15 protein-coding genes are annotated in these 12,228 nt (G+C 69.3%); 7 read left to right on the forward strand and 8 right to left on the reverse strand.

All coding sequences use genetic code 11. The features are described 5' to 3' along the window. The first annotated feature begins 159 nt into the window (after nt 1-159). Nucleotides 160-927: a DUF481 domain-containing protein gene (locus GTO19_RS18370; protein ID WP_291023389.1), complete on the forward strand. Its 768-nt coding sequence runs from the start codon at nt 160-162 to the stop codon at nt 925-927. A 3-nt stretch (nt 928-930) separates the two neighbouring features. Here the strand turns inward: GTO19_RS18370 and pyk are convergent, their stop codons facing one another. Beyond that, nucleotides 931-2,358, reverse strand: coding sequence for a pyruvate kinase (pyk, locus tag GTO19_RS18375; RefSeq protein WP_291023391.1), 1,428 nt, complete (start codon nt 2,356-2,358; stop codon nt 931-933). Nucleotides 2,359-2,595: 237 nt separating this feature from the next. Between pyk and GTO19_RS18380 the strand changes: the two genes are divergently transcribed. Next, nucleotides 2,596-2,766, forward strand: a complete 171-nt coding sequence (locus tag GTO19_RS18380; protein ID WP_291023393.1) for a hypothetical protein — start codon at nt 2,596-2,598, stop codon at nt 2,764-2,766. 9 nt (nt 2,767-2,775) lie between these two features. On the opposite strand, the gene GTO19_RS18385 is transcribed toward GTO19_RS18380, so the two are convergent. From GTO19_RS18385 to GTO19_RS18410, 6 genes are all read right to left on the reverse strand, one after another. Next, on the reverse strand, nt 2,776-4,164 hold the full coding sequence (locus GTO19_RS18385) for an ATP-binding protein (RefSeq protein WP_291023396.1): 1,389 nt from the start codon (nt 4,162-4,164) through the stop codon (nt 2,776-2,778). Then, nucleotides 4,161-5,564 (reverse strand): CHASE3 domain-containing protein, encoded by a 1,404-nt coding sequence (locus GTO19_RS18390; RefSeq protein WP_291023398.1) that lies wholly within the window; start codon nt 5,562-5,564, stop codon nt 4,161-4,163. Before GTO19_RS18390 ends, GTO19_RS18385 begins: the two co-directional genes overlap by 4 nt. A 12-nt stretch (nt 5,565-5,576) precedes the next feature. Further along, nucleotides 5,577-5,990 (reverse strand): response regulator, encoded by a 414-nt coding sequence (locus tag GTO19_RS18395; protein WP_291023400.1) that lies wholly within the window; start codon nt 5,988-5,990, stop codon nt 5,577-5,579. Nucleotides 5,991-6,140: 150 nt separating this feature from the next. Beyond that, a complete protein-coding gene (locus GTO19_RS18400; RefSeq protein WP_291023652.1) occupies nt 6,141-6,410 on the reverse strand; it encodes a BON domain-containing protein in 270 nt (89 codons plus the stop codon). An 82-nt stretch (nt 6,411-6,492) separates the two neighbouring features. Next, nucleotides 6,493-6,966: a BON domain-containing protein gene (locus GTO19_RS18405; RefSeq protein WP_291023402.1), complete on the reverse strand. Its 474-nt coding sequence runs from the start codon at nt 6,964-6,966 to the stop codon at nt 6,493-6,495. Between the two features lie 65 nt (nt 6,967-7,031). Beyond that, entirely contained in the window at nt 7,032-7,274 is a 243-nt protein-coding gene (locus tag GTO19_RS18410) for a CsbD family protein (protein WP_291023404.1), read from the reverse strand. Between the two features lie 243 nt (nt 7,275-7,517). Between GTO19_RS18410 and GTO19_RS18415 the strand changes: the two genes are divergently transcribed. Next, nucleotides 7,518-8,150, forward strand: a complete 633-nt coding sequence (locus GTO19_RS18415) for a response regulator transcription factor (RefSeq protein ID WP_291023407.1) — start codon at nt 7,518-7,520, stop codon at nt 8,148-8,150. A gap of 9 nt (nt 8,151-8,159) precedes the next feature. On the opposite strand, the gene GTO19_RS18420 is transcribed toward GTO19_RS18415, so the two are convergent. Next, a complete protein-coding gene (locus GTO19_RS18420) occupies nt 8,160-9,596 on the reverse strand; it encodes a phosphatidylserine/phosphatidylglycerophosphate/cardiolipin synthase family protein (protein ID WP_291023409.1) in 1,437 nt (478 codons plus the stop codon). A gap of 251 nt (nt 9,597-9,847) precedes the next feature. Between GTO19_RS18420 and GTO19_RS18425 the strand changes: the two genes are divergently transcribed. The 4 genes from GTO19_RS18425 to GTO19_RS18440 all read left to right on the forward strand — a co-directional run bounded on the left by GTO19_RS18425 (nt 9,848) and on the right by GTO19_RS18440 (nt 11,950). Then, nucleotides 9,848-10,012, forward strand: a complete 165-nt coding sequence (locus tag GTO19_RS18425; protein WP_009515886.1) for a DUF1328 domain-containing protein — start codon at nt 9,848-9,850, stop codon at nt 10,010-10,012. Between the two features lie 120 nt (nt 10,013-10,132). After that, the gene (locus tag GTO19_RS18430) at nt 10,133-10,651 is read left to right on the forward strand and encodes a YiaA/YiaB family inner membrane protein (protein WP_291023414.1); all 519 of its coding nucleotides are present in this window, start codon (nt 10,133-10,135) and stop codon (nt 10,649-10,651) included. A 95-nt stretch (nt 10,652-10,746) separates the two neighbouring features. After that, entirely contained in the window at nt 10,747-11,148 is a 402-nt protein-coding gene (locus GTO19_RS18435) for a hypothetical protein (RefSeq protein WP_291023654.1), read from the forward strand. A 10-nt stretch (nt 11,149-11,158) separates the two neighbouring features. Beyond that, complete coding sequence (locus tag GTO19_RS18440) at nt 11,159-11,950, forward strand: DUF2145 domain-containing protein (protein ID WP_291023417.1); 792 nt, start codon at nt 11,159-11,161, stop codon at nt 11,948-11,950. Nucleotides 11,951-12,228: the final 278 nt, after the last annotated feature.

Consider the following 12,228-nt stretch of genomic DNA (forward strand, 5'->3'; position numbering starts at 1 on the left):
ATTTTAACTTTCGACCTGCGCGCGCCGTCTCCCATGCCCCCCTGGCCTTACGTGTGCTTTCACACCCCGGTCATGTCACCAATCGTCACAACCCCACGGGGAACTGTGGAGCCGCAAAGGCACACGGTCAGGCTTTGGCACAAGAAGAAAGGACACGCCATGGCCCGCCTCCCCCTGAAGACGCTGACCCTGGGCGCCGCCGCCCTGCTGCTGCCGGCGCTGTCCTCGGCCCAGGTCACGCTCAAACCCGATGGGCAATGGAGGTACCTGCTGACAGCGGGCGCCAACTTTTCCTCTGGCAACAACGACGCCGCCACGCTGAACCTCTCGGCCGAGGGCGCGCGCCAGACCGCCATCGACAAGTGGACCTGGGGCGCCAAGGCCGACCGCGCCCGCAGCAATGACGTGGACACGGTGGAGCGCTACGGCCTTCGCACCCAGTACAACCGCGACTTCTCGATCGACTGGTTCGGTTTCGGTTCGGGTGAATGGCAGCGGGACCGGCTGGCCAATATCGCGGCGCGTTACTCGGTCGCCACCGGTGTGGGCCGCCACATCTGGAGCGACGACAGCGGCTTCTTCGACGTGTCCGGCGGTATCGGCTACACGCATGACCGCTACATCACCCCCACCGACATCGCGGGCGAAACGCGCGAGCGTTATGGCCGCATGGAACTGGTGCTGTCGGAGGAGTCCAGCCACAAGCTCACCGACTCCACCAGCCTGCGCCAGAAGTTCTCGCTGTTTCCCGACCTGCGCGAGTCGGGCAAGTACCGCGCGGTGCTGGACGTGGGCCTGACGGTGGCGATGACGCAGACCGTGAACCTGACGGCGGGCCTGAACTACCGCTACGACAGCGACCCGGGCACCAACCTCAAGAAGACCGATGCGATGTTCGTGACCGGTGTATCGATGCGATTCGACTGACGTTCAGGCCGCGCGGCAGATCTTGAGGGTGTTCGTGCCGCCGGGCTGCCCCATAGGCTCGCCCACGGTGATGGCATAGACATCGCCGGCCTGCACGATGCCGCGCTTCTTGAGGTGCGACTCGGCGTCCACCAGGGCGTTGTCGCGGTCGGCGTTGTTGTCCATCAGCAGCGGGCGCACGTTGCGGTAGAGCGTCATGCGACGCTGCGTGGCCAGGTTGGGCGTCATCGCGTAGATGGGAATGCGCACGATGTGCCGGCTCATCCACAGCGCGGTCGAGCCCGAGTCGGTGAGCGCGACGATGGCCTTGGCGCCCAGGTGGTGCGCGGTGAACAGCGCGCCCATGGCGATGCTGTGGTCGATGCGGGTGAAGGTCTTGCCCTGGAAGTCCGCGCCCAGCTCGTGCCGGTCGGCCTTCTCGGCCTCCAGGCAGATCGCGGCCATTTCCTTCACGGTTTCCAGCGGGTACTTGCCGGCGGCGGTCTCGGCGGAGAGCATCACCGCGTCGGTGCCGTCGAGCACGGCGTTGGCCACGTCGCTCACCTCGGCGCGGGTGGGCACGGGGTTGACGATCATGCTCTCCATCATCTGCGTGGCGGTGATGACGACCTTGTCCATCTCGCGCGCGAGCCGGATCATGTGCTTCTGCAGCGCCGGCACGGCCGCGTTGCCCACCTCCACCGCCAGGTCGCCGCGCGCGACCATGATGCCGTCGGAGGCCTTGAGGATGTTGGCGAGTTCGGGGATCGCTTCGGCGCGTTCGATCTTGGCGATCAGGCCCGGCTTGTGGCCGCCGCCGGCCACGGCGCAGAGCTGGCGGGCCAGCTCCATGTCGGTGGCGTTCTTGGGAAAACTCACCGCCACGTAGTCGGCCTTCAGGCCCATGGCGGTCTTGATGTCGTCCATGTCCTTGGCGGTGAGCGCGGGCGCCGTGAGGCCGCCGCCCTGCTTGTTGATGCCCTTGTTGTTGGACAGTTCGCCGCCGAGCTTGACGGTGGTGTGCACGGCCGGGCCCTGCACGAAGTCCACGGTGAGCACGATCAGGCCGTCGTTGAGCAGCAGGGTGTCGCCGGGCTTCACGTCGCGCGGCAGCTCCTTGTAGTCCAGGCCCACGCCGTCCTGGTCGCCGGGCTCGGCGCGCGCGGCGTCGAGCACGAACTTCTCGCCGGGCACCAGCTGGATCTTGCCCTGCGCGAATTTGCCGACGCGGATCTTGGGGCCCTGCAGGTCGGCCATGATGCCGACCTCGCGGCCGGCGCGCTGCGCGGCCTCGCGCACGAGGCGGGCGCGGTCGATGTGGTCCTGCGCGGTGCCGTGCGAGAAGTTCAGCCGCACCACGTTGACGCCCGCGCGGATCATGGCTTCGAGCAGGTCCGGCTCGCTGGAGGCGGGACCGAGGGTGGCGACGATCTTGGTGGCGCGCGTGAGCATGGACGCAGTCTCCTGAGGGGCCGGAATGCCGGCGGGCATGTAATTTGGTTTCAATTATCCATGAAGCGATTTCGGGGTGGTTACACGTGCGGAACGGCGCCGCCGGCGCGTCTGTAGGACGGGTCCGACCCGGCGAGGCGCGCTTGTCCGGCCCGGGTGGGCAAGGGCCCTGCCTACAGTGGCTTGCTGCCGGGCACGCCGCGTGCCCCGCACCCGGCCCGCTCACGGAGGACTCCCATGCACAGCGCCCTGTTCAGCGCCCTTACCGCCATCGTGGCCTATCTGGCGACCTTGTTGATCGCGGTGGTGGCGGCGGTGTCGCACCCGGGCGCCGAGCCCGAGCGCCACTTTCTGCAGGCCGTGGCCGAATTGAGCGCAACGGCCTCGGACCTGTTGCCCTGGCCCTGAAGGGCTCGCTCAGGCGCCGTCCGACGGGCCGTCGGCCGGTTCGGCGGGGCGCGCAGGCAATTCGGCTTCCACATGCGTGCCCTGGCCCGGCGCGCTGGTGATGTTCAGGCGCCCCGCGTGCGCTTCCACGCGCACCCGCATGCCCAGCAGCCCGTGGTGGCCAGCGCCCACCCCGTCCACATCGAAGCCCCGGCCGTCGTCGCGCACCGAGATGCGCACCGTGTCACCGGCCTGTTCCAGCGTCACCCGGACCTCGCGCGCCTGGGCGTACTTGCTCACGTTGGTCAGCGATTCCTGCACCAGCCGGTAGACCGTCAGTTCGGCGTCCTTGCAGAGCGAGGCCGGTGAGAGCTGCGTGTGCACCGGGATGCCCAGCCGCCCGGCCGCTTCCTGGCACAGCATGTCCAGCGCCGGAATCAGGCCGAGCTGGTCGAGCGACGACGGGCGCAGGTGCTCGATGATGCGGCGCTTCACCGCGATGCCTTCGTTGACGCGCTGGTCGAGCCCGGCCAGCCGTTCCAGGGCGGCGGGGGGCAAGTCCGGCACGCGGCGCAGGCGCGCCAGCTCCAGCTTCATCGCGGTGAGCAGGCCCCCCATTTCGTCGTGCAGTTCGCGCGCCACGCGGCCGCGTTCGTCCTCGCGCGCGTTCACGTGGTGGCCCGCCAGGTTGCGCAGCGCGGTGGTGCGCAGGGCCACCTGCTGGGCCAGGCGCTCGTTCTCCTCGGCCTTGCGCGCGGCGTCCTGCGCCTTGCGTTCGTCGGACTCGCGGATCTGGCGCATGAACAGGCCCAGCGCGAGCAGCGAGATCAGCACCAGGCCATGCAAGGCCACGCGGTTGATGAGGATGGCGTCGCGCAGCGAGGTGCGGGCCTTGCTCTGGATGGCGCTGGCGCGCTCCAGCACGCCGTCGAATTCCTGGCGCAGGTCGGCGTAGAGCTGGCGCCCATGTTCGCCGCTGGCGAGCACCTGGGCCTGCGTGTTCTGGCCCTTCTCTGTCATCTCCACCCACAGCGCCAGCATGGCGTTGCGCTCCACCACGCGCTGGCGCACGGTGTCGATGGAGGCCTTGCGCTGCGGGTCGAGCGCCACCAGCCACTCGAAGGCGCCGGGGCGCACGATGGCCATGTCGCGCACGGCCGCGCGGTAGTTGGCCAGGTCGCCCGGGTTGCCGCTGGCGATGAAGGCGCGCGCCGCCGTCTCGGCGTCGGTCAGGGCCTGCAGCGTGCGCGCGGCCTGGATGCGCGCATCGGTGAGTGCGATGCCTTGCTTGAGCGAGGTGTTCGAGTGCCGGTAGCTGCTCTCGTTGATGGCCATGACCACGATCGCCAGGGCCACGATCAGGGGCATCACCCAGCGGGTGCGGGCGGCGCGTTCCAGCGACGACTTGATCAGGCTCATGCGCGCGGGTCCTTCGTCGGTGCCGCTGCGGCGGCGTGGGCGTGGCGTTCGGGCAGGCGCACCTCGATGCGGGTGCCAGCGTCTGGCGCGCTGATCACGGTGAAGGTGCCGCCCAGCGATTCGATGCGGTGGCGCAGGAGCTTGAGGCCCTGCGCCGGGTTCGAGACGCCGGCGTCGACAAAGCCGCGGCCATTGTCGGCCACCGCCAGCGTCACGGTGCCGTTCTCGCCGCTCAGCCGAAGCGATACGCGGCTGGCGCCGGCGTGGCGCTCCACGTTGGACAGCGCGCCCTGGGCAACGGCGAAGAGCGCCTGCCGCGTCGAGGCGTCGAGTTCGAGCGGCTGAAGGTCGAGCTCGACCGCCACGCCGATGCGCTCATGCAGTTCATCGGCACGCTGCTCCAGCGCCGCCTGCAGGCCCAGGTTCTGCAGGGTGGAGGGCATCAGGCCTTCCATCAACCGGCGCTTGGTGGCAATGCCCTGGTCCAGCGTGGCGTTCAGGTGCTGCAGGCGTGCGCTCACGTCGGCGCTGGGGGCGGGCAGGGCGTGGCGCAGCCGCGTGAGGTCGAGCTTGGCGGTGGTGAGCAGGGCGCCCAGGTCGTCGTGCAGGGCGCGCGCCAGGCCGCCGCGTTCGCCCTCTCGCATTTCCTGCAGGCCCAGATTGAGCAGGTTCAGCTCCTCGGTGCGCTGGCGCACCTGCTGCTCCAGGTTGTCGCGCTCCGCGCGCAACTGCCGCGCGTGCGCCGCCTGGCTGGCCTGCAGTTCGGCGTTGCTGCGCAGGAAGAACACGTAGGCCAGCAGGCTCAGCAGCGCCAGGCCGTGCACGCCCAGGCGGCCCACCTCCAGCGTGCGGTAGATGGCGGCGCGCTCGCGCGCGATGCGGCGCTCCTCGTTGCCCAGCAGCACGTCGGCCATGCGGCGCACCGCCTCCATCTTCTCGCGCCCGATGTCGGTCAGCATCAGGCCGCGCCAGGCATCGTGCGAACCGGCGTCGTAGAGGGAGATGGTCTCGGCGGCTTCCGACACCTTCTGCAAGGCCTTCTCCTCCAGCGACTCCACCAGACGCTTGAGTTCGGGGTCGTCGCGGTAGTGCTCGTGCAGGCGGCCGATGGCGTTGATGAGATCGCCCCGCGCGGCCTGGTAGGGCGCCAGGTACTGCACCCGGCCGGTGAGCAGGTAGCCGCGCTGCGCGGTCTCGATGTCGAGCAGGCGGCGCATGACGGTGTGCAGCGCGTTGCGAGCGGTGTCGCGCCCGCCCAGGTTCACCAGCGATTCCAGCGCGCGCTGGTAGGTCCACTCGGCGCCGATGAACACGCCCATGGCCAGCAGCGCCGCCAGGCCCACGGCCAATGGCGTGCGCCAGAGGGCCTGGCGCCAGGGGCTGTGGGCGGGCGTCGGCATGGCTGCCGCGCCTTACTGCAGGTCGCCAGGGGCGGTGGCCGAACCGTCGGAGATGCGTTCGCAGTAGCTGATCAGGTCCTCGAGTTCGCAGGACTTGTCGAACACGCGGTCGGCGCCGAGCTGGGCGCAGCGCTTGCGGATGTCGGGGGTGGCGTAATTGGTCAGCACCACCCGGCGCCCTGGCAGGTGGGCGTCCTGTGCGGCCTTGAGCACGCCCAGCCCCGAACCGGTGAGAAGGAAGATGTCCACGATCATGAGGTCGAATCGGGCCTCGTCGGCGTCGACCTTGCTGAGCCAGTTCACCGCTTCCGTCTCGTTGCGGGCGTGGCCGACGACTTCGACATTGGCCAGCTCCTGGAGCGTGGACACCAGGTTGTCGTAGATGACCTTGTTGTCCTCGACGATGAAAGTGCGGAGCGGAGACACGGAGACGATCGGGGCGTTGGCGGGCAAGGGTCCGGCGGGTAAAGCGCGAACACGGCCATCATGCCGTGTTCGCGTGCCCGCCGGGGCCTCCTGTCCGCTGATTGTGTTGTAGGACGCGTCCTACTGGAACGGGGAAGCCCCGGGGCGGGGTCAGCGAACGACGATGTCGTTCTTCACCGACTTCACGCCCGGGGTGTTCGACGCCAGGCGACCGGCGGCGTTGCGTTCGGCTTCCGACTTGGCGAAGCCCGACAGTTGCACCGTGCCGTTGAGCGTCTCGACGTTGAGCGACAGGGCGCTCACCGCCGGGTCTTCGGCGAAGCGGGCTTTCACCCGGGTGGTGATGGTCGCGTCGTCGATGTAGGCGCCCACGGACTGCTGATCGCGTGCGACGGCGCAGCCGGTGACCTGGACCACCATCAGCGCGGCCGAGGCGGCCAGGACGGCGTGAGTCAGTTTGCTGGAAATCATGGACATCTCCTGTTGTTGCCCGGGGGCAGGGTTAGCTCGAACTCTCGACGGTGAGGCGGTTGTCGACCTTCACCACGCCTTCGACGGCGGAGGCGAGGGTGGTGGCGCGGTCCTTGGCGGCGGCGGTCGGGGCGGTGCCCTTGAGTTCGACCTGGCCGTTGGAGGTGTCCACGTCGATGGCCAGCGCGCTCAGTTGCGTGTCGGCGGCCAGTGCGGCGTTGACTTTGGCGGTGATGGACGCGTCGGCCGCGTCGCGGGCGATGGTGTCGGCCGCGTCCTTGCCCGCGGCCTGCATGTCCTGGCCCGCCTGGCGGGCGTCTTCGCGCATCTCGTTGCCGGCCTGTCGGGCGTCTTCACGCATCTCGTTGCTGGCCTGCTGGGCCTCTTGAACGGCGCCGTCCAGGCGTTCGCCCACAGTGGCGTCTTCGCGCTCACCACAGGCCACGACGAGCGTGGACGCAAGGATGGCGGCGGCAAGGGTGGTGTATCGGGTGCTCGGTTTCATGGTGGGTTCCTCTCATGGGGACCGGCGCACTGGCCGGTCCGAAAGTGATGGGGGGTGGGCGGCGCTCAGAGCGGGCGGCGCGGGCTGCCCGGGGGGTCGAACCAGTCGTCGCTCACGGTGCGTTCCCACGCGGCGACCTGCTTCTCGGCCTCGTCCTTGGCGATGCCGTAGCGCTCCTGGATCTTTCCGGCGAGCTGATCGCGGCGGCCGGCCACGACGTCGAGGTCGTCGTCCGTGAGCTTGCCCCACTGCTCGGTCATCTTGCCTTTGACCTGCTTCCAGTTGCCTTCGATGCGATCCCAGTTCATGTGTTGGCTCCTTCAAGTTTGGCGGTTGGCGTTACGCCGATCCGGTGGATGGCGTCGGCTGTCGCGCTGTGCGTCGAGCCGTGAAGCCACTGTAGGAATTCGGGGGCGCGCAGGATGTCGGGCGGCTCGCCGAGCGTGTGTAGGACTGCGCCGATGCCCGGGCGCTGGCTGTAGGAGCTGTCCGACCCCCACGGCGCGAGAGGCCTGCCACAATGCTCCGCGTCGCTTCATCCATGAGACACCATGATCAAAGTAGGCATCGTCGACGACCACGCCATCGTTCGTTCCGGTCTGCGCCAGTTCCTCAGCGAGCACGTGGACCTGAAGGTGACCGGCGAGGCGAACAACGGCCGCGAGGCACTTGAACTGGTGCGCGGCGGCGAGGTGGACGTGTTGCTGATGGACATCTCCATGCCCGACCACAGCGGCGTGGACGCGCTGCAGGCCATCAAGGCGCGCTTCCCCGACCTGCCCGTGCTCATCCTCAGCGGTTTCCCCGAGGCGCAGTACGCGACCACGCTGCTGCGCTATGGCGCCAGTGGCTACCTGAACAAGGAATGCGAGCCCGAGGAGATCGTCAACGCCATCCGCCTGGTGGCGCGTGGCCGGCGCTACATCAGCCCGTCGGTGGCCGAGCTGCTGGCCGACAACGCCGTGGGCGACGCCGAGCGGCCCCCGCATGAGCAACTGTCCGAGCGCGAGCTGCAGGTGTTCCTGCGCCTGGCCAAGGGCGAAACCGTGGGCGCCATGGCCGAGGCCATGTTCCTGAGCGTGAAGACGGTGAGCACGTACCGCACGCGCGTGCTGGAAAAGCTCAAGCTCACCAGCAACAGCGAACTGACGTACTACGCGCTGAAGAACGGCCTCATTCAGTGAGGCGCAGGGCTAGAGCCAACGCTCCAGCATGCGCCCCACGCCCTCCATCAGCCGCCCGCCCAGGCCTCGCCGCTCCCACGCCTCCAGCGTCACCGCGCGCGAGTCCTTGCGGTCGCGCTCGAAGAGCGCGTTCATCTCCCCGCCGAATTCCTCGCCGAGCACGATCACGTTGAGTTCGTTGTTGGCGACGAAGCTGATCCAGTCCAGGTTGCTCGAACCCACGGTGGAGAACACGCCGTCGATCACCGCCGTCTTGGCGTGCATCACGGCCAGGTCCATTTCGTGGATCTTCACGCCCGCCTGCAGCAGCTGCGTGTAGTACGAACGCCCCGCGTGCAGCACCAGCGAGGAATCGCTGCGCCCCGGCAGCACCAGTTCCACCGAGACCCCGCGGCGCGCCGCGTCGCACAGCGCCTGCACGAACACCTGGCCCGGCGCGAAGTAGGCCATCGAGATGTGCACCTCCACCTGCGCCGCGTCGATCGCCGCGATCAGCGCGGTGTAGATGCGGTTGGTCTCGTCGCGCGGATCGCTCGCCAGGATCTTCACCACGCGATCGCCCGGTTCGGCCGCGAGCGGCTTGTCGGGGGTGGCGCCCAGCCCGCCCTTGCAACCCTGCTCGCGCCAGGTGGCTTCGAACACCTGCGCCAGCGCGGGGACCACCGGCCCGCGCATCTCGATCTGCGTGTCGCGCCAGCCGTCGTCGATCGGCGCGCCGCCCGAGGTTCGTGCCGATCGGCGCCACGACGCGGAGCCCGAACCGTAGACGCGGCTGATGTTGATGCCGCCCGTGAACGCCACCTGCTGGTCCACCACCAGCAGCTTGCGGTGGTCGCGGTGGGTAATGCCCCAGTAGCCAGGCCGCCGCACCGGGTTGATGGGGTTGAACTCGCACACCGCGACGCCGCCGTCCGTGAGGCGCTTGAAAAACTCGGCCGGCGTGGTGATGGAGCCCACCGCGTCGTAGATGACGGCCACGGCCACGCCTTCGGCCGCGCGGCTCAGCAGCAGCTCGGCGATCTCGGCGGCCACGCCCTGGTCCTCGAAGATGTAGCTCTCCAGCAGGATGCGCGAGCGCGCCTTCGCGATGGCCGCCTTCATGGCGGCGAAGGTGGCCGGTCCGTCCACCAGCAGCTTCGTGCGGTTGCCGCGGTAGAGGTCGGCGTCGCCGGTCTGCGTGAGGGTGCGCAGGTGGTGGCGCAGCAGTTCGTGCCGGCCCTCGTTGCCCAGCTGCTGCAGGGTCTGGCGCTTCTGTGCGCCGGCCACCACGCCGTCGGCACCGCGCACCGTCACCAGGCCCGGCGCGGCGCTGTCCTGCGGCTCGCGCGGTGGCAGGCTGCTGCAGCCCACCAGCGCCAGCAGCGTCAGCGCGCTCAACCAGGCCAGAGCGAACCACCAGCGGGCGGGGGGCAATGGCTGCGGGCGATCGGGGGCATCGGGGCGCATGGGTGGTGGTGGGGAGTGGGGTCGCCAGCAGTGTGCGGCGGCGGGCCTCGCGGCGCCTGTCGGCGCGCGAGCCAGGCCCGCGTCGGACGGCGCCGACACGGTGCCCGTTCGTCGGTGCGGTCCTACAGGGTGATGCGGTGCGCGCTTGCAGCATGGCGCCGCCGGGCTTCCTACAGTGAAGCCATCACAACGGTGGTCGTTGTGAACGCAACGCGGAGGTCGCCGCCAACGGCCTCGCAGAGGAGTCCGACATGCTGCATTACGCCGTGGTTTTCTTCGTCATCGCCCTGATCGCTGCCGTGCTGGGCTTTGGCGGCATCGCCGCCAGCGCGGCCGGCATCGCCAAGATCCTCTTCGTCATCTTTCTGGTGCTGGCGCTCGGCTCGATGCTGCTGGGCCTGTTCCGAGGGCGATAGAAGAGTAGCGATTTTCGATACCGATTGTCTCCATCCATTGAACCGGTTCAAGAAGCCGGTTCTTTTTTGCCTGACCCGCTCCGACCATGGGGGCCTGTTCAACCACCCCACAGGTGATTCATGGTCGCGTCAGATCTTGCTTCCTCCGCCAACGACACCCGCACCGGGCCCGCGCCGCACGCGCCGTCCGCGCCCCTTGCACCGCGCCCCGTGCGGGTGCTGCGCGACACCCGCGCCTGGCAACTGCAGGTCTGGGTGTCCTTCGCGATCGCGGTGGGCTTGTGCGCCGTGGGCCTGGCCTGGCTGCCCGGCCTGGCGCTGGACCGGGCGTTCATGGTGATGGGCTACGTGTTCTGCCTCAGCAGCGTGTTCGTGCTGGCCAAGGCCATCCGCGACGGCGAGCAGGCCAAGCGCGAACGCCGTCCCGAGACGCCGTTCTGGCGCCTGGTGGTGTGGGGCGGCTTCGGCGTGGCCATGGGGCTCACCGCCTGGGGCCTGCTGCGCATGGACATCAACCCCACCTACCGCGCCTACCTGGGCGTGAGCTGGCTGTACCTCGTCACCACCGCGTTCACGCTGGCCAAGACCCTGCGCGACCGTTTCGAGGCGGACCTGGCCGAACGCGGCCCGAGCCATTGAGCCCACGCCACGTCATGCCCAGGAGAACCGACATGAACCCCTTTGTCTTTCTGCGTCGTGGTGCCCTGTTGGCGGGCGTGTCCCTCACGCTGCTGATGGCCGCGCCGGCGCGCGCCCAGAGTGAGGCTTCCGCCGCGCTGTCTCTCTTGCCCGTGGCCTCGGTGGTCGCCTCCGGCGTGGCCGCCTCGGGCGCGGCCGCCGCGGTGAGCGCGCTGCCCGTCGCCTTGTCGGCGGGTGGCGCCGTGCTCACCGTCAAGGCCGTGGAGGCCAGCGCCACCGGCACGGTCTACCTGCTCGAGCGAGCCTCCGACGGTGCCCGCGTGAGCGTGGAGGTCTCGGGCCGCGCGGCCTCTTCCACTGCCATCGGCGTCGGCACGCTGGTCACGGTCAGCGTCATCGGTGCCGGCGTCGTGCTGTCCACCGTCGGCGAGGTGCTGGCCTTCATTCCCAACGAACTCGGCCGTGCGCTGCTGCACAACGAGCGCATGACCTACTGAGGGCTGGCCCATGAAGAAGACTTTCATCGCCCTCGCCCTGCTGGCCGCCTTGCTGCCCGCCGCCCACGCCGGGCGCTCCTGCGAGGCCCGCCCCCTCACCGCCGCCACGCTCGAGCGCGGCCTGACCCTGGCGCAACGCACCGCCGAGGCACTGGACGCCGAGCACGCCCGCAGCGGCGCGCGCGTGGTGGTGCTGGCGCGCGCCGGACAGGACCTGAGCAAGTACCACCTGCGCTACTCCCACCTGGGCTGGGCCTACAAGACGCCCGAAGGCCCCTGGCGCGTGGTGCACAAGCTCAACCAGTGCGGCACGGCGGTGGGCGCGCTCTACCGCCAGGGCCTGGGCGAGTTCTTTCTGGACGACCTCTGGCGCCACGAGGCGGGCTGGCTGGTGCCCGCGCCCGCGCTGCAGGCGCCGCTGCTGGAGGCGCTGAACGACCCGCAGCGCCCACGCGCCCTGCACACGCGCGCCTACAACATGCTGAGCCACCCCTGGAGCACGCGCTACCAGCAGAGCAACCAGTGGGGCATCGAACTGCTGGCCGCCGCGGTCGAGCCCGGCGTGCGCTCGCGCGAGCAGGCCCAGGCCTGGCTGCGCTTCAAGGGCTACCAGCCCACCACGCTGCGGCTGGGCGCTTTCACGCGCCTGGGCGCGCGTGTGGGCACGGCGCACATCGCCTTCGACGACCACCCGAACGACCAACGCTTCGCCGACCGCATCGACACGGTCACGGTCGATTCGGTGTGGGCGTGGATGCCGGCGGCCGGGTTGTCGGGGCCTCCGCAGCGCCTGGCGCTTTGAGCATTCGTAATATGAAAAATCAACAATGAATTTTGACTTTCATTCGAAAATTCATATAATGAGCGGCTCTACCCCATCATCAACCCGCGTGCACGCCGCGTCAGGGGGTGAGGGGAGCCCCGGCGGCGCCGGGCGCCCTCGGGCGAATCGCTTCCCGTCTGGCCCGCCATCGGCTGGCCACCCGCCTCGGACGTGCACCGGCCGATCGACGTCTTCTCCCCGCTGTTTCCTGGTTCTGTCCGGCGCTGACCGGTCGGGCCGCCGTTTCCGAAGCACCG

The organism is Hydrogenophaga sp., from assembly GCF_011772445.1.
Taxonomy (GTDB): Bacteria; Pseudomonadota; Gammaproteobacteria; order Burkholderiales; family Burkholderiaceae_C; genus Hydrogenophaga.